16 protein-coding genes are annotated in these 16,171 nt (G+C 45.1%); 6 read left to right on the top strand and 10 right to left on the bottom strand.

From position 1 onward, the window contains the following. The 4 genes from AC4PME_RS12785 to AC4PME_RS12770 all read left to right on the top strand — a co-directional run bounded on the left by AC4PME_RS12785 (position 1) and on the right by AC4PME_RS12770 (position 3,337). Entirely contained in the window at positions 1-969 is a 969-nt protein-coding gene (locus AC4PME_RS12785; protein WP_491046583.1) for a branched-chain amino acid ABC transporter permease, read from the top strand. Beyond that, entirely contained in the window at positions 966-1,724 is a 759-nt protein-coding gene (locus tag AC4PME_RS12780; protein ID WP_491046584.1) for an ABC transporter ATP-binding protein, read from the top strand. Before AC4PME_RS12785 ends, AC4PME_RS12780 begins: the two co-directional genes overlap by 4 nt. 1 nt (position 1,725) lies before the next feature. Further along, positions 1,726-2,439 carry an ABC transporter ATP-binding protein gene (locus AC4PME_RS12775; protein WP_491046585.1) on the top strand — a complete coding sequence of 238 codons (714 nt, stop codon included), beginning with the start codon at positions 1,726-1,728 and terminating at the stop codon, positions 2,437-2,439. A 106-nt stretch (positions 2,440-2,545) separates the two neighbouring features. Beyond that, positions 2,546-3,337 carry an IclR family transcriptional regulator gene (locus AC4PME_RS12770; protein ID WP_491046586.1) on the top strand — a complete coding sequence of 264 codons (792 nt, stop codon included), beginning with the start codon at positions 2,546-2,548 and terminating at the stop codon, positions 3,335-3,337. 98 nt (positions 3,338-3,435) lie between these two features. On the opposite strand, the gene AC4PME_RS12765 is transcribed toward AC4PME_RS12770, so the two are convergent. From AC4PME_RS12765 to AC4PME_RS12725, 9 genes are all read right to left on the bottom strand, one after another. Further along, positions 3,436-4,698, bottom strand: a complete 1,263-nt coding sequence (locus tag AC4PME_RS12765) for a tannase/feruloyl esterase family alpha/beta hydrolase (protein ID WP_491046587.1) — start codon at positions 4,696-4,698, stop codon at positions 3,436-3,438. After that, positions 4,625-5,284 (bottom strand): tannase/feruloyl esterase family alpha/beta hydrolase, encoded by a 660-nt coding sequence (locus AC4PME_RS12760; protein ID WP_491046588.1) that lies wholly within the window; start codon positions 5,282-5,284, stop codon positions 4,625-4,627. Before AC4PME_RS12760 ends, AC4PME_RS12765 begins: the two co-directional genes overlap by 74 nt. A 328-nt stretch (positions 5,285-5,612) precedes the next feature. Continuing rightward, on the bottom strand, positions 5,613-6,815 hold the full coding sequence (locus tag AC4PME_RS12755) for a benzoate/H(+) symporter BenE family transporter (protein ID WP_491046589.1): 1,203 nt from the start codon (positions 6,813-6,815) through the stop codon (positions 5,613-5,615). A 184-nt stretch (positions 6,816-6,999) separates the two neighbouring features. Continuing rightward, positions 7,000-7,779, bottom strand: coding sequence for a 1,6-dihydroxycyclohexa-2,4-diene-1-carboxylate dehydrogenase (locus AC4PME_RS12750; RefSeq protein ID WP_491046590.1), 780 nt, complete (start codon positions 7,777-7,779; stop codon positions 7,000-7,002). Then, a complete protein-coding gene (benC, locus tag AC4PME_RS12745; protein WP_483957501.1) occupies positions 7,776-8,798 on the bottom strand; it encodes a benzoate 1,2-dioxygenase electron transfer component BenC in 1,023 nt (340 codons plus the stop codon). The genes AC4PME_RS12750 and benC overlap by 4 nt, the downstream gene beginning before the upstream one ends. A 15-nt stretch (positions 8,799-8,813) precedes the next feature. Further along, positions 8,814-9,296 carry a benzoate 1,2-dioxygenase small subunit gene (benB, locus tag AC4PME_RS12740; protein WP_491046591.1) on the bottom strand — a complete coding sequence of 161 codons (483 nt, stop codon included), beginning with the start codon at positions 9,294-9,296 and terminating at the stop codon, positions 8,814-8,816. A gap of 12 nt (positions 9,297-9,308) precedes the next feature. Then, positions 9,309-10,676: an SRPBCC family protein gene (locus AC4PME_RS12735; RefSeq protein WP_491046592.1), complete on the bottom strand. Its 1,368-nt coding sequence runs from the start codon at positions 10,674-10,676 to the stop codon at positions 9,309-9,311. A gap of 26 nt (positions 10,677-10,702) precedes the next feature. Then, the gene (gene catA, locus AC4PME_RS12730) at positions 10,703-11,644 is read right to left on the bottom strand and encodes a catechol 1,2-dioxygenase (protein ID WP_491046593.1); all 942 of its coding nucleotides are present in this window, start codon (positions 11,642-11,644) and stop codon (positions 10,703-10,705) included. Positions 11,645-11,729: 85 nt separating this feature from the next. Beyond that, a complete protein-coding gene (locus tag AC4PME_RS12725) occupies positions 11,730-12,848 on the bottom strand; it encodes a muconate/chloromuconate family cycloisomerase (protein ID WP_491046594.1) in 1,119 nt (372 codons plus the stop codon). Positions 12,849-12,950: 102 nt separating this feature from the next. Between AC4PME_RS12725 and AC4PME_RS12720 the strand changes: the two genes are divergently transcribed. Further along, positions 12,951-13,856: a LysR family transcriptional regulator gene (locus tag AC4PME_RS12720; protein WP_491046595.1), complete on the top strand. Its 906-nt coding sequence runs from the start codon at positions 12,951-12,953 to the stop codon at positions 13,854-13,856. 496 nt (positions 13,857-14,352) lie between these two features. Here the strand turns inward: AC4PME_RS12720 and AC4PME_RS12715 are convergent, their stop codons facing one another. Further along, entirely contained in the window at positions 14,353-14,793 is a 441-nt protein-coding gene (locus AC4PME_RS12715) for a cupin domain-containing protein (RefSeq protein ID WP_491046597.1), read from the bottom strand. 338 nt (positions 14,794-15,131) lie between these two features. Here AC4PME_RS12715 and AC4PME_RS12710 point away from each other — a divergent pair, with 338 nt between their 5' ends. After that, positions 15,132-15,350, top strand: a complete 219-nt coding sequence (locus AC4PME_RS12710) for a dihydroxy-acid dehydratase domain-containing protein (protein WP_491046596.1) — start codon at positions 15,132-15,134, stop codon at positions 15,348-15,350. Positions 15,351-16,171 lie beyond the last annotated feature (821 nt).

Here is a 16,171-nt window from a genome sequence, read left to right as displayed (position 1 = left end):
ATGTCTGTATTTTCTACCAAAGCTGAAAAAATATTCATTTTTGCGTTCTTTTTCATTGCCCTTGGGATCCCCTTGTTCTTCAATGAAAACACGTTCTATGTAAACAAAATTTCCAGCATGCTCATCCTGTCAATATTCGTCATGTCGCTGGATTATCTGGTTGGCAGAACCGGTCTTATCAGTTTAGGGCACGCGATGTTCTACGGACTGGGAGGTTATCTGTTCGCTATTATGCTTCCGGAATATGAAGTGGTTAATTTCTGGCTGTATACCTTTTATGTAATGACTGCCAGCGCAGTTATAGCGTTTGTAGTGGGTTTAATTGTACTTCGCACAAGTGGCATTTATATGATTATGATAACACTGGCACTGGCACAAATGACCTTCTACTTTTTCGCAGACTCTACCGAATATGGTGGTCTCGACGGCCTGTTTATCTACCTGAAACCCGAAACCAGTATTTTCGGGTTGAACTTTCTCGATCTGGATAATGAAATTCACTTTTATTACCTCTGCCTGCTTTCACTGTTCAACTGCTATCTGTTTTGTAAAATCAGTCTCAATTCACGTTTCGGAAGGGTTATTGACGCAATAAAGGAAAATCCTGACAGAGCATTGGCGCTCGGCTACAACATTTTTCATTTCCGTTTGATTGCGTACGTTTTGTCATCGTCTTTGGCCGCTTATGCTGGATACCTTTTCTCGCTCCAATATGGTTTTGTAAATCCTACGATGATGTCCTGGGAGGTTTCTGCATCTGCGCTGGTTATGGCCATTCTTGGCGGCCTCGGTACTATTTTTGGTGCCATTCTTGGCGTGTTCGTTTATGAAAGCCTTCATTATGCCATTGAACATATGACGCAATATTGGATGTTCTGGATGGGGTCACTGATCATCGTTATGGTGTTAACACTGAAAAGTGGAATCGCGGGTCTGGTTGAACAGTTTGTCACGGGGAAACGAAAATGAACGATTGCATTTTACAAGCGGAGAATCTCTCTAAACATTGGGGCGGACTTAAAGCTCTGAATGAATTTAACATCAAGTTTCATGACAAATCAGTACACGGCATAGTCGGTCCTAATGGCGCAGGGAAAAGCACAATGCTGAATATTCTTTGCGGAACATACCCGGCTACCAAAGGCGTGATTCTCTATAAGGGTGAGAACATAACCAACCTGAAAAGTTACCAATTCTGTCGCAAAGGTATTGGACGTAGTTTCCAGAAAACGAATATTTTCAGGGAAGCTACATGCTTAGAAAATTGCTGCATCGCCGCGCAGCAGCGTATAGGTAGGTGCTTTAACTTGTTCCAACCACGTCAGGCTGATAAGAAAGTGAGAGAAATAGCGCTGGACGCGCTTGAGCAGGCTGGTCTTAGCCGTCGTGCAAATACCCGGGCCGGAGCCATCAGTTATGGTGAACAAAGGCAATTAGAGATTGCTATGGTACTCGCTACAGCCCCGCAAGTCTTGTTATTGGATGAGCCAATGGCTGGCATGGGTCATGAGGAGTCTCAGACTATTATTGAGCTGCTTAAAAAGCTGAAGCAAAGATATTGCATTGTATTGGTAGAGCACGATATGGACGCGGTTTTTGAACTGTCAGATTTGATGACAGTGATGGTGGATGGTCAACACTTAATCACAGATGTCGTCGATAATATCCGTTCAAACCCACTGGTTCAGGAAGCATACCTGGGTAATGACGATGAGGTATTCTGAGATGAAAAACAATATTCTCGAAGTAAATGGAATCCATACCTTGTACGGCGAAAGCCACATTCTGCACGGTATTTCTTTCAGTATTCAGAAAGGTGAAACCGTAAGCATCATGGGGCGGAATGGTATGGGTAAATCAACTACGTTGAAGTCCATACTTGGTATTGTACGCCCCCGCAGTGGCACAATACGTTATAAGGGAAAGGATATTGATACACAACCGACCTGGCAACGCATGCGCAACGATATTGCCTATGTTCCTGAAGGTCGCGGTATGTTTCATAATCTCACGGTAAAAGAACATCTGCAGATGGCCGCAAGGAAAAACTCTCGTGGTGAGGAGAACTGGACGTATGACCAAGTGCTGGATGTATTCCCGCGACTCACTGAAAGACTCACGAATAAGGGTACTCAGTTATCTGGTGGTGAGCAACAAATGCTGGCCATCGGTCGTGCTCTGCTGACTAACCCCGACCTGTTAATTCTTGATGAGGCGACAGAAGGACTTGCTCCCCTTATCCGCAAGGAAATCTGGGACGTTATACGAAAAATTAAAGCAACGGGTGTTTCTACTATTATTGTTGATAAAAATATCAAAGTACTGGAAGAATTATGCGATCAGCACATTTTGATTGTTAAGGGTAAAATAAAGTTTAGCGGCGACTCTGAAGCCCTCCTTGCCAATAAGACATTTATTGAGTCCTCCCTTGCTGTATGACCAAAATGTGATATTTTCCTGACGAAACATATATAGAAGTATGTCCCTTCAGCAAACCGGTCACATTAGATGACCGGTTTTTTATAACCAAAAATAGAAATGAGCCATGTCAGAAAAACAAGGCGTCTCGGCGAGACAAGGCATAAATTCACTGGAATTGGGAATGGAAGTTCTCAGACTCATTGCCGAACACAGTTCTCCGGTTTCGCTAACGAAACTATCTGAACTTTCTAATATGAGCCCCAGCAGACTTCATAAGTACCTGGTGAGTTTCACTAAATTAGGTTATGTGGCTCAGCTAGAAAATTCAAAATATACCCTGTCATTCAGTAGTGTACGATTAGGAATGTCAGCGTTAAGGAACCTGAACCCCGTTCAGGTCGCCTTCGAATATGCGGACCGGTTGCATCAGGAGCTCGATAAAACAATTACTGTCACCATCTGGAATGGAGATGTACCACTGGTTATCAAATGGCTGGACTCAAGCCGCTTCCTTCCGGTAAACATCCGCCTTGGCTCTGAACTTTCACCTTTTAATTCCGCTGCAGGAAGAATTTTTCTATCAAACCTTCCACCATCGCGCCGAAGAGAACTTGTAGAGGCGTATTTCAACGCCCCCGCCCCCTTACCCAGATACATGGGAAAACCTGTTTACAAAGAACAGTTTTACAGCCTTCTGAATGAAATAAAAAGAGAAGGGTTGTGCTGTTTTAAAGAAGACTTCTTACCGGACATCAATGTGATCGCAGCTCCGATATTTAGCCTGGATGGCTCGGTGAATTCAGTGGTAAGTTTGCTCGGCTTAAGCAGTGATACGCCCGTAACTAAAAGCTGTGTTTATGTTCAATCAGTTATTAACGCGTGTGAAGCGGCAACCCGGAAAATTGCGGGTATATGATAGTGCCTGATGCGAATCGGGTAGCATGAAGGGAGTTTCTCTGGCAGTGAGAGCTCACCGCCAGAGACTGTTCTTTAAATTTCTTAACTCAGCTTAATTCATTCACACGTGTAGCTTGATTCATCTGTAATAGAGCCAGTGCCGCTATAAACTGCCTTTTTCGGATATGAACAGACGGGCATTGTCACACTATCATCAGCTGAGCTGAGGATCACATCATCGGGCGGAGCAACGCCATTTTCTACCCAATCCATGACAAGATTAAAAAACTGATCCGTTTTTGGTATTGGAACATTGTTTTCATTTAACGCCGGGCTGTCATTACCGTTTACAGAACCGATGCCTCTACAGTGCCCAAATCCCGGGATAAGGTACAGCTTATTAAACTCATGTACAGCTTCAGCACCTCCCATCTCGTCCGCAACCCGATTGAAATAGTTAATTGAACCATCTGAAGTAATTAGTTGATCAGCGAGGCCATGATAGCTAATAATTTTAGCTCCCTTTTCCTTCACACCAGTTAAATCAGGGTTATCTGTGTTTATGTTGCCAAACCAACCCTGCAGAAAAAGGCCTTCAGTGTAAGCATAGGCAAGATCCGCATAACTCAGTGTTTTCCATCCGTCCTCTCCATTCCCAGTTGGATTGATAAAGGTAGGCTGTGCAATAGTGGGATCTTGTAATTGCAGTGCCGCAATATCCGTTGAATAGCCAAAAGGCTCCGAACTACCCGCAAGTCGTAAGAGGTTAGTGCCTCTGTTTAATCCCCACCATAGCTGTTTGTTTGGGGCAGAGAGATAGGCGTTGCCAACATTTTCTATTGTAGGGAATGGGGCGGTTCCATCAACTGTCTGCCCGTACCAAATTTTGTTGATTGCGGTCGCTTCTGATGCCGTAACACAATACGCATTTGTACTGGTTCCGGTAATACCATCCCCAGCCTCACCGCTGCAAAGAACTGCTTCATCTTTCATTGGATGGTAAGCACAAGACTCAGTATCCAGTACAAACCCAAGATGTTGACCATCTACCAAATCGCAGGCACTTACAGCTGCTCCGCTAACAAATTCAAGTTTCGCTTCATCTATTGGTCCACCCAGATCCTGTTGCATCACAATCTGCGGATACAACTCGCTTGTGATAAACCGAGTCCAGTTCATCGCCGGAGCACCATTCAGATAGCCGTCGTAATATTCAGGATGTTCCTGCGCCATCTTGTAACCCTGACGACCACCTGTAGAGCAGCCTTCCCAATAGGCATAATCTTCCTCTTTCCCGTAGAATTGCTTAACTATGTCTTTTGTTTTTTTCCGCGAGCTTTTCAAGTGCGCGGTCAGCAAAATCTTCCCATAAGTTATCATTGATGGACCCGTCCTCATCCATTGCAAAAGAGCCTGATTGAGTGATGGTGTGTCCTGCGTCAGTAGTACCAACTACAAAACCTGAGCCGGCAATCTCTGAAGCCTGACTATTACCGATTTTAGTGAGAGATGTTTGCTCACCGCCAACCCAGCCTCCTCCGCCAAGATTCCGGATTCTGTTATTCCAGTGTTCGTGATCAGGTAACCAAATTTCTAACCCGATCCCTTGTGAGGTCGAAGGCAATCCATCAGTACCCGGATTCCCGGGCCCAACCAGTATCTTTACAAGACACATGTCTACCGCTGCAGTCATGTTTGTTTCGGATCCATCCAGAGTTATCTCATCGCCCTGAGCAAATGCATGCACCAGAAGGACACTGGTTTCTGAGTCTGTTTCAAGGCTTGTGATGAAACTGTCATCACAACTCAAAACTGTTTCTGAGGGGAGCTCAGCAATATCACCATCATCAGGTTCATCATCACCGCAGCCCGTCAGGGCAACAACTGGCATAAACAACGCTGCGTAAATGAGATTTCGATTAAATAAAAGCTTTTGGAATTGTGTGTTTTTCTTTGTACGAATCATATGAAGCCTCTACTGACTTTTCATTTTATGACCTGAAAATAATGCTAACTGAGAAAACAACGTCTTAATTGCATCATAATCTGGCCGGACTGCAGTCAGACTTCAGAATTTGGCCTTAGCCTTTCAATCTGAATTGAAAGAGACGTTCACTGACAAGCGCTTGTAAACACCACAAAGTAAAAAATTAGTTATTATTTTGCTTAATAATTGTTTACACATTGAAAAATAACGAAACTAAAATTGCTTAACAAATACCATATTTGTTAAAAGTGATACTTAGAAGGTATGTTTTCAGAAGAGCCTTTGAACCTTAATTATTAGACCCTTCTTATTGATTTTTGCGAAGTAAAAAACTCTGAACTAATACGATCCCGCCACCAAATATCACCCCCCAAAAAGCAGAAGATAGCCCCAGCAATGAAAGATCAGACGCTGTTACCAGAAATGTACACAATGCCGCTTCTCGCTGTGTGGGTTGACTCATAGCAGCATTTAGCGAGCCTTCGAGGGCGCCTAATAGGGCTATACCAGCTACCATCGCAATGAATGCGGCCGGAAATGATTGAATAATACTGACTAAAGCAGCACTAAACAGACCAAACATAAGATACCAGAGCATAGCGACAACTGGTCCGAAATACCGCTTCCCCGGATCCGGGTTAGCGTCCCGACCGGTACAAATTGCCGCTGTGATAGCCGAAAGATTAACGCCATGGCAGGCTGTAGGAGCAAACAGAATACTTAACAATCCGCTACCGGCGACAATAGAATTTGCCGGCGGATCATATTTGTCCTGTCGCAGGATAGCGATCCCAGTAATAAACTGACCGCTTACAGCAACCAGTACCAGAGGAATGGCGATACTGAAAAGAGCCGTAAGTGAAAATGTTGGCCAGTACCATTGAGGCACTGATACTTTCCATTGCACATCTGAAAAAGATAAATCGTAGGTGGCCAGAAGTACCAACACACCAATGGCCACAGTGAGCATAATGGTATAACGAGGTAAGAGCTGCCTCAAAATAATATAGGCAACGAACATAGTGAGTCCAAGCAGTGGCGAGCCGGACATCTGCGAAAATAAATCCAGACTGAAATGCACAAGAATGCCTGCTAGTAAGGCCGCTGCAACTGAAAGCGGTAGTCGTCTGACTAACTTTTCAAAAGCCCCGGATATTCCCAGAAGCAAAAGAATGATACCAGCCATTACGTAAGCGCCAATAACCTCACTCCACGCCAAACCCGGAACAAGCGTTACCAGTAATGCTGAGCCCGGCGCATTCCAGGCAAACAGTAATGGTATGCGGTATCTCAAACTGAACCAGCCGCACAACAAACCACTGGCAATTGACATCCCCCATATCCAGGATGTCAGTACTTCATTGCTCAGATTCGCAGCTTCTGCAACCTTAAAAAGAATAACAAGCGGCCCCGCATAACCCATTGTAGAAGCCAAAATACCGGCAACTACAGCGGACAGCGACCAGTCTTTCAATGGAGGAAAAAATACAGAATTGGCAGGTCCGGACATAGTGAAGATTCCTCATGTGTTACATTTTAAAAAGGCGAAAAGACAGGCTACTTTTAGAAGCGACAAGTTCGCAGTAAGAGATAGTGTGTAACAGCGAGTGGCAGACCGAGTCTGATAACAAACATTCCAGTGACAAAATTGTCACCGGAGTATTTGCAATGGATGAGGGAAGACGTAACTAATGTCAGCCACAATCTCCTCCGGCAACCGGTAAAATGGTGCCAGTTATGTAGCTTGCTTCATCTGACGCAAGAAACAAAATTGCGGAAGCCTGTTCATCCAGCGTGCCGTAACGGCCCATGAAACTAGTATCTTTGGTCTGATCAACGATCTGTTGATACCAGATTGCTTCTTCGTCAGATTGCTGCTGTTCATTCCTTGGGATGATTCTGGCTGGCGCGTCAGTGCCACCCGGTGCAGTGGCATTTACGCGGATGTTATACTCCGCATATTCAAATGCAAGCGCCACAGTTAGTGCGTTTACGCCGCCTTTGGCAGCAGCATACGGCACACGGTTTACCCCGCGGGTCGCAACAGAAGACACATTAACAATAGCGCCGCGACCATTCTCAAGTAAAGCGGGAAGTACAGCCCTGCAACACCAGAGTGTAGGGAATAAAGAACGGCGTACTTCTTTTTCTATCTCTGAAGGTTGATAGTGCTCATAAGGCTTGGCCCAGATCGTGCCACCTACATTGTTGATGAGCTTATCAATGTGGCCAAAATGGGCCTTAGCATTCTCAATAGCACCAACAGCCCCTTCCCAGGTCTCAAGATCAGCCTCAACTGCAATTGCTTCTTTGCCTTGTTTCACAAGCGAAGAAGCAATTTCGTGAATATGACTGGCACGGTCCACCAGAACAACTTTAGCCCCCTCTTCTGATGCACGTTCTGCTACCCGAAGACCAATCCCCTGCCCGGCACCAGTCACTACTATAACTTGTCCCTCAAAACGCCGGTTCATGCGGCTTTCTCTTTCGGGGTGCTCGGATTGAATTTCTCATAATGGAAGCTTGCCGGCTCAGTTGCTTCCTGTTTGAAGTATTGCCTTACGGCATCAACCATCGGAGGTGGTCCGCACAAATAGGTATCGGCGTCTGCAATTGCAAACGGAACCGCATTCATGTGTTCAGTAACAAAGCCTAATTTTTCATGCTTACTATCCGGATTCACCACGACGGTTGCATAAGAGAAATTGCTCATTTTTTCTGCGAACGCGTTCAATGCTTCCAGCTTCACCAAATCATCGACATTTGTTACGCCGTAAAGTAAAAATACCTGTTGCTCAGCTCCCTCTTCTGCAATCAGCTCTAACATCGACAGAATAGGGGCCAGGCCGGTGCCTCCGGCAAGCATTAGCACAGGTCTTTCAACTGCACGCAAATAGAAGCTACCTAATGGGCCGGTAAGGGGGAGCTCGTCACCAGGCGCAGCCTTCTCTCGAAGATATGAGCTCATCTTACCGTTGGGAACGTTTCTGATAAGAAAGCTGGCTTTTTGTGCGCCCGGCGCCGAGCTGAAAGAATATGCCCTGCTGTCGTCTGACCCCGGAATACCCAGGTTGACGTACTGTCCAGGAAGAAACTGCAGTGGTTCGGACAACGTCACATTAAGTTCAATTGTTGTCTCCGATAAAGACTGCACAGTCTCTACAGTAGCAGTAAGGCTCTGTGGTCCGGATGAACAGAGTGATGAAGCTGCGGGAATACTGACGACTACATTTGATTCCGGCACCATTTGACAAGTGAGAACCACACCATCAGCAGCTTCGTCATCTGTCAGCGCTTCATCTATGTACTCATCACCTAAGTCGTATTGTCCCTGCTTGCACGTACCTTTACAGGTTCCGCAAACACCGTCGGAGCAGTCCATTGGCAGTTTCACATGAGCCCGATAAGCAGCATCGAGAACTGTTTCACCATCATTGCATTCGATTACGCGGGTAACCCCGTCCTCAAAATTGAGCGCAACTTTAAAAGACATAACTTCTACTCCATCTTAAAGGTGGTAAACGTCAATGACCTGATTGATATAGTCATTGTTAAGTACGATCTTCTTACTCGTGATCACAGGCTGCTCTCCTGACGTGTCCAATGTGCAGAAGATAGTACCGAAGAACCGCGTAGTTTCTTTATACCTGTGGCTGAGAGTATTGAAGTTATAACGAATTTCAGCTTTGCCTTCAGATTGCTCGAGAATTTCAAGATTGGCACACTGATGTGTTGTTCTCGGCTCAGGCATACTGGCTCCTGAACGTTCTGTCTTAATGCGGTAAACCCGGTCTTCGAGGCCATTGCGATTCGGATAATAAATGAGCGAAATCTCTTTTGTCGGATCAGATGTCAGCTTGTCGTCATCATCCCATGCTGGCATCCAATACTCGCACTTAGGATGATAACAAGTCAGCCAGTCGTCCCACTGCCGGTCATCGAGCAACCTGGCCTCGCGAAAAATAAATGCCTGAATATCTTGATATGTCATGATCGATACCTCTTAACCTTTCTGCACAACAGGGATTTGCGCGGCCTTCTCAATTTTAATAGCCTGTAACATTTCATCCACCCAGTGTTTATGGTGATGTACATAGAGCCCTTCATCCTCAGGTTTGATACCTGTTGCGATGGTATCCATTCCGACAGATTTAGCGTAATCGTCAGGTCCTTCCATCCAATGAGCTGCACCTCTACTCATGTCGTTCCAACGCATGTCGCGGGCTTCGTAGCCTTGCTGACAACCACGGAATTCTTCCAAATCATCAGGCGTTCCCATTCCTGAAACATTGAAGAAATCCTCATACTGACGGAGACGTTTTTGTCGGCTTTCAGCAGATTCATTTTTCGGCGCAAAACAATAGATACTGATCTCTGTTTTATTCACTGAAATTGGGCGCAGTACGCGAATTTGCGTTGAGAACTGGTCCATCACGTATACATTTGGATAAAGGCAGAGATTACGCGTTTGATTAACTATTGTGTCGGCACGAGCCTCACCAACTTTTTCCTTAAGTTCGTCGAGCAGACTATAAACAGGTCGTGCTGTCGGATTGGCTACCCGCGTCCACAGCATCATGTGGCCGTTTTCGAAAGAATAAAAACCGCCCTCGCCTGACCAACTCTTGGCATCGACAGCTTCTGTGCCGCCATCTTCGTAGTTGCGATGTCCCATTGTTGACAAGTAATTCCAGTGCACTGTGCCTACATGATAACCATCAGCGCCATTCTCTGCGGTGAGCTTCCAGTTACCTTCGTAGGTATAGGTCGACGTTCCGCGCAAGATTTCGATACCATCAGGATCCTGATCAACAATGTTGTCCAGCACTTTGGTGGTTTCGCCAAGGTATTGTTCTAACGGCAACACATCGCTGTTCAAGCTACCGAACAAAAACCCTCTGTATGATTCAAAACGGGCTATATGCTTAAGATCATGAGAGCCCTCTTTATTGAAAGACTCAGGGTAACCGCCTTTCTTTTGATCGCGGGCTTTTAGTAACTTGCCTGAATTGTTAAAAGTCCATCCATGAAACGGACAGGTAAATGAAGTTTTGTTACCACGTTTGCGGCGACAAAGCGTAGCCCCTCTGTGCGAGCAGGTATTCAGAATGGCATTCAAATCTCCATCTTTATTGCGGGTAATAACGACTGGTTGGCGCCCAATTGTAGTCGTGAAATAATCCCCTACCTCAGGAATCTGACTTTCATGAGCAAGAAACACCCAGTTGCCTTCAAAAATGTGCTTGAGCTCGAGTTCAAACAGATCCGTGTCGGTGAAAATACTGCGATCACAGCGATAATGTCCGGTTTTTTCATCTGCCTCGACGGCACCGCGAACTCTTTGCTCAAGTTGTGACAAAGTTGCTTTCATCTTATTTCTCCTGGCAAATTTCGTGGTTACGCCTGACTCGCAGCCGCACGAGCACGTGCGTGTTTGTTCTGCTTTTCGTCGTCACTGGTTTGCATCAATGAGATATTGAATTCCACATCCAGGTAGTTGTCTTTAAAACCTTTTTCAGTAATTCGTTTGCTGTCTGTGACTTCAACAGCTTCAACAACCAATTCATCCCTTGTGGCAAAAGCGAAGTCATCGTACGTATACTCATCACCTGCAAGATTGATCTGAGTTGTGAGATGTTTATAACCAGGCTTTGAAACAAAGTAGTGAATATGAGCCGGACGGTTGCCATGACGTCCGAGACTTTCAAGCACTTTCATCGTTGAGCCTCCCGGAGGACAACCATAACCGCTGGGTACAATGCTGCGCGCGCGATACTTTCCTTCAGAATCGGTCTTAATACGGCGACGAAGATTAAATTCACTTTGGGTAGGATCGAAGTGAGAGTAACCCCCTTTCTTATCTGCGTGCCAGATATCTACAATCGCGTCGGCAAGCGGGGTGCCGGCTTCATCGAGCACTTGTCCGTGAAGCCACATTTCCTGTCCAGGTGATTGACCATCGTCCATTCTGGCCTCTCCATCACTCAATGGCGCGCCTTCCACATACAACGGACCTTCAATAGTACGCGGTGTGCCGCCGAGTTCACCGGCCAGGGCATCTTTAGCGTCTTCCCGTAAATCCAGGAAATGATCAAACCCGAGCCCCGGTGCAAGCAATACAGCTTCACCGTTAGCTCCCAGTTCATTGAGGTAGTTCACACCTTGCCAAAATTCTTCCGGTGTGATGTCCAGATCTTCGATCATCGTATAAATGTCTGTAAGTAGCCGATGCATAATCTGCTTATTTCGGGTACTGCCTGTTTCTTTATCGAGTCCGGCTGCTTTATGGAGCAATTCTTTAACGTGGTCGGTATTCATGATATTGGTGGTGATTGTCATCTTTTTTCTCCGATAATTTGTAACGGGTTTTCTGCCTGTTTGTTGGGAAGCTGCCACCCGGCTTACTTCCACCTTTCAAAAGCTTTCAGTAACTTCTGGCGTATTCCTTCAACTTATTTTCGTCCAGCGTCAGTCCCAGACCCGGTCCCCGGGGCACATCAACGCCAAAGTTGTGATAATTTAGAGGTGCTGTGACTATGTCATCACGTTGTAAAAGAGGACCGAACATCTCTGAGTCAGCCTGAAGTTCAGGGAGTGTTGACCAGGCGTGAATTGCAGCAGCAGTTCCGATAGAACCTTCAAGTAGGGTTCCTCCGTAGAGATCGATTCCCGCAGCCTGACAAACGGTTGCCACTTTTAGCGCCTGTACCGGTCCGCCGGCTTTAGCAATCTTTAAAGCGACAGAACCTGAGAAGCCCCTTTTTGCTAATTCGAAACAATCATTGATGTTTGAAATGGACTCATCGGCCATAACGCCGATGCGGTACTTATCTGCCAATCTCACAAGGCTGTCGAGCTGACCGGCTGAAGTAGGTTGTTCAACAATATCGACTCCGGCCTCTTGCAACAGAGCCATACCCAAATTCGCATCTGATTCCGTCCATGCCTGATTCACATCCACGCGAATACTAATTTCGTTCCCCAGAGCAGATTTGATAGCTGCAACATGAGCAACATCATCCTGCACACTGCGATTGCCAATTTTGAGTTTGAACGTATTGTGACGACCAGTTGCAATCATGGTTTTCGCCTCGTCAATATCTCTTTGAGTATCGCCGGAAGCCAGTACCCACAAACAAGGAATGTGGGAATGCAAAGCTCCTCCTAACAGTGTGGATAGAGGAACATTCAAAGTTTTGCCAAGTAGATCCAGTAGTGCGGTTTCTATAGCTGATTTGGCAATACTGTTTCCGCGTATTGCGCGGTGAATGTCTTGCATAACAACCTGAGGATTGTCTGTACCCTTGCCTTTCAGCAGAGGTGTAATGTAACTGTCGATATTGGTTTTAATACTCTCCGGGCTTTCAGCGCCGTAAGCCAAACCACCTATAGTGGTGCCTTCGCCAATCCCCTCTCTTCCTTCTGAATCACGTATCCTCACAATGACCATCGATTGCACAGCCATTGAGGTCATCGAGAGTTTGTGAGGTCGAATTGTTGGAATATCGACTATGTATGAGTTAATTTGTGATATAGTTGCCATTGTTAAATTCGTGTTGCCAATTACCTTCTAAATGCAACTTACAGATATTTATTATTTACAACCAATATTGATTTAGTCCGAAGAAATACTCAGGAGGTATCAGTGGAACTCAGGCATCTACGTTATTACTGCGCTGTGGCAGAAGAAAAAAATCTCACCAGAGCTGCGGAAAAACTCTGTATGGCGCAACCGCCTTTAACACGGCAAATAAAGCAATTAGAAGAAGAAATTGGCGTAACTTTATTCGAGAGACAAGCGCGTGGAATAGCTCTGACTCCTGCGGGGGAGTACTTTTGGAGGCAGACGAAACTAATTTTTGAAAAACTGGACATTGTGATTAGCGAATCAAAGCGAATAGATTCGCGGAAGAAACAGATCTTCAGAATTGGTTTTGTACCATCAATATTTTATGGACAATTACCGCAATTGGTCAGGCGCTTAAGGCCGATGACTGGTGCAGATATAGAGCTGCATGAGTTAAAAACTGCAGAGCAGATTGAGGCCCTCAGAGCAGGAAAAATAGACATTGGGTTTGGTCGTGTTGTAATGAATAATCTGGAATCTGATGTATCGCAAACGCTCTTATTCCATGAGCCGCTCGTGGCAGCCCTACCTGTGAATCATCCCATGGAAAAGAGTCAGCTCTCAATGGAAGAATTATCAAAGCTACCAATGGTACTTTACCCCGCAGGAAATACTCCCAACTTTGCGAATTTATGCCTTCAACTTTTTTCAAACCGTGGCTTACGGATTAAAGTTGCTCAACAAGTAAATGATGTTCAGACAGCTTTGAGCCTCGTGGCTTCCGAGATGGGATTTGCCCTTGTTCCAGAACAAGTCAAACGTATCAACCGGGATGATGTGAGCTTTATTCCTCTTTCCGATCACAATGTCACCTCTCCCGTTTTTTTAAGTAAAAGAGTTGAGCCGCAAGATGAGATTATGAAAGCTGCGATGGGGATTCTGGACGAATTGGTGCAAAACCGGATTCAGGGCAGATATCCCTGAATTTGTTTTAAAATTTTCGTATCAAATGGCTGTGGAATTGGACTTTGAGCAGATCTCGCCTCGGCTATTCATGCGGACTGCACGACGTCGTTCAAATAAGGATTATGCATATGTTCGGTTGTCTATGGACTTTTAGGAATAAATTCGCCTAACAATTAACTTTTAAGCATTTGAGTAGATGAACAGACTCATACACGATCTGAAAGTTTGGGATTTTTAGTTCAATCAAACCCCGCAGTCCGCAACAAGTTAATCCGAAAAGAGCGAATTTCGGAGATCTGGAAGGCAGATTAGGAATGTCAGCTAAAGACAAGTACCGCACGCTCAACGCTTAAATCTAACGAATCCCCTCATAAATTAAAGCAGATTCAATGATATAGACACGCATAGCGCAATTTGATCTAATCCATTTCGCCAAAAACATACCAGAACAACACACCATGCGTGATATCTCTATCTTACATGATTTACTTAAAAATCAATGCCCTAATTTACATCAAAAGCGTCTCTCTTCTCTAATGGTAGCTGTGCAATCATTGTTTAAGTACACACTGTCGGGAACAGATTGAAATTTTAATCCGCCAGAAGCTCTTTTAAGCATTTGGGAAACCGCTTGCAGCTCGATCATTGTCTCCATGTTTACGGGAAGTAGTTCTCTGTCGAACTGAATAGTGAACCACTCAGCTGCATCTTCGGCATTTATCAGGTTATTCTGCCAACAATGAGGTAAGTCCGGACCACATAGTACGAGATAATTTTCATCATAGTATTCGACACTATCCCCGACAAATTGAAGACCGGTGCTATGTATAATCCAGGTCAGTTCAAATTGAGGGTGAAAATGAAGCGGGTGATCCTCTCTAAAATCGGTTGCTCTTCGTTTCATACAACGAAACGAAGAGGTTTTCTCAAAATCGACTAACTCAAATTGAGCCATGTGTCTGAAATTAGGACGGTGGACGTTAATTACACACTTTATCAAAAGGCTGTTTGTGCAACCAGATCCTTATAGGACAGCGTTTACAAATCGATGGCATAACAGATGCACAGGCACAGCAAACAGAGTTGAAGGTTTCATTCAATCAACGCTCTCAGGAAAAATTAAGATTCGCAAAGTTGATGTCCGTCTTCAGCTTTTCTGCGACCAACTCGTGCTCACAGAACTCGCTGGATTGTCAGCTTCAGAGTCACCGAACCACTTCATCTTATTCACAATGGCTGGTCGATGCTCTATTCCAACGCAATTAGGGATAATTACACGTACAAATCGTCGAGATGGTATGTAAAGACCTTAAGTCATCTGATATTTACACGCCCGCAGCGTTTCACAATGCCCTTTTAATTTACGCCGCTATTGGTGGCTCAACCAGCGCGCAGCCACATATTCTGGCTATCAGCCATTATGTAAAAGGCATGCAATTAAGTATTGCTGACTGGCAAATAGGGCGAAAAGTACCAATGATTGTAAATTATCAGCCGAATACCGAGGAGTAGAGTTTCATCGGGCAGGAGGTTTGCCTGTGCTAACATTGAGTTATGACGCTCTAATTTACGCCTTGTAAATGAGTTCAGTTTTCTGAAAAGAATTATTGAGACACAATTGTTATACTAAACGAGGTCCTACCATTATACACCCCCTAAAAAAGAACTCACTGTAACATAAAGGTTCGTAGATAGGAAACCTTGACACTATACTATTGCAAAACTATACAGAGTATCGCCACACAGCATTCGCAGGCGAACCAAATGTACAGAACCAAATGTACTGACTTATACACGTTCTGGCAGTTTAGGATTTTAAGTTTAACCAAATCAGACAGTCCGCATCAAGTTAATGTCCGAAAAGAGCGAATTGCGGACTTAAAAAGGGAAAAGCCATCGTAGTCCGCTTCAGACAAGGAGCGGACGGTCAACTCCTTCATTGTTCCAAAACCACTTAAAATTTTAGTAAATAGATTATGAGCCGATTCTATCTGCGCAGTGACAATGAGGTGTACCATTCAGATGAGCAAAGTGCATGACCTTACTTCGTAGCTTGCTCAACGATCCGGATTGTCACTTTGAGTGATATAGGAACTTTCTCAACTTCAATGCCATTCTAATGGGCTGAACGCGGCAATTAGCGCCTTCCGCACTACCCTATTGGGCGCAACGGGGCGATTACCATATTCCGCACTGCCCTATTGGGCGCAACGGGGCGATTACCATATTTCGCACTACCCTATTGGGCGCAACGGGGCGATTACCATATTTCGCACTACCCTATTGGGCGCAACGGGGCGATTACCATATTTCGCACTACCCTATTGGGCGCA

The sequence above is a fragment of the Alteromonas sp. genome, assembly GCF_984505615.1.
Note: the sequence above shows the minus strand (reverse complement) of the source record. Positions and strands in the feature narration are given on the sequence as shown.

Coding starts and splice junctions, on each gene's coding strand:
- AC4PME_RS12765 (WP_491046587.1), bottom strand. CDS start 4,698: ATGATAACTTATGGGAAGATTTTGCTGACCGCGCACTTGAAAAGCTCG.
- AC4PME_RS12735 (WP_491046592.1), bottom strand. CDS start 10,676: ATGAAAGCAACTTTGTCACAACTTGAGCAAAGAGTTCGCGGTGCCGTC.
- AC4PME_RS12780 (WP_491046584.1), top strand. CDS start 966: ATGAACGATTGCATTTTACAAGCGGAGAATCTCTCTAAACATTGGGGC.
- AC4PME_RS12775 (WP_491046585.1), top strand. CDS start 1,726: ATGAAAAACAATATTCTCGAAGTAAATGGAATCCATACCTTGTACGGC.
- AC4PME_RS12710 (WP_491046596.1), top strand. CDS start 15,132: ATGGTATGTAAAGACCTTAAGTCATCTGATATTTACACGCCCGCAGCG.
- AC4PME_RS12715 (WP_491046597.1), bottom strand. CDS start 14,793: ATGGCTCAATTTGAGTTAGTCGATTTTGAGAAAACCTCTTCGTTTCGT.
- AC4PME_RS12750 (WP_491046590.1), bottom strand. CDS start 7,779: ATGAACCGGCGTTTTGAGGGACAAGTTATAGTAGTGACTGGTGCCGGG.
- AC4PME_RS12755 (WP_491046589.1), bottom strand. CDS start 6,815: ATGTCCGGACCTGCCAATTCTGTATTTTTTCCTCCATTGAAAGACTGG.
- benC (WP_483957501.1), bottom strand. CDS start 8,798: ATGTCTTTTAAAGTTGCGCTCAATTTTGAGGACGGGGTTACCCGCGTA.
- benB (WP_491046591.1), bottom strand. CDS start 9,296: ATGACATATCAAGATATTCAGGCATTTATTTTTCGCGAGGCCAGGTTG.
- AC4PME_RS12725 (WP_491046594.1), bottom strand. CDS start 12,848: ATGGCAACTATATCACAAATTAACTCATACATAGTCGATATTCCAACA.
- AC4PME_RS12770 (WP_491046586.1), top strand. CDS start 2,546: ATGTCAGAAAAACAAGGCGTCTCGGCGAGACAAGGCATAAATTCACTG.
- catA (WP_491046593.1), bottom strand. CDS start 11,644: ATGACAATCACCACCAATATCATGAATACCGACCACGTTAAAGAATTG.
- AC4PME_RS12785 (WP_491046583.1), top strand. CDS start 1: ATGTCTGTATTTTCTACCAAAGCTGAAAAAATATTCATTTTTGCGTTC.
- AC4PME_RS12760 (WP_491046588.1), bottom strand. CDS start 5,284: ATGATTCGTACAAAGAAAAACACACAATTCCAAAAGCTTTTATTTAAT.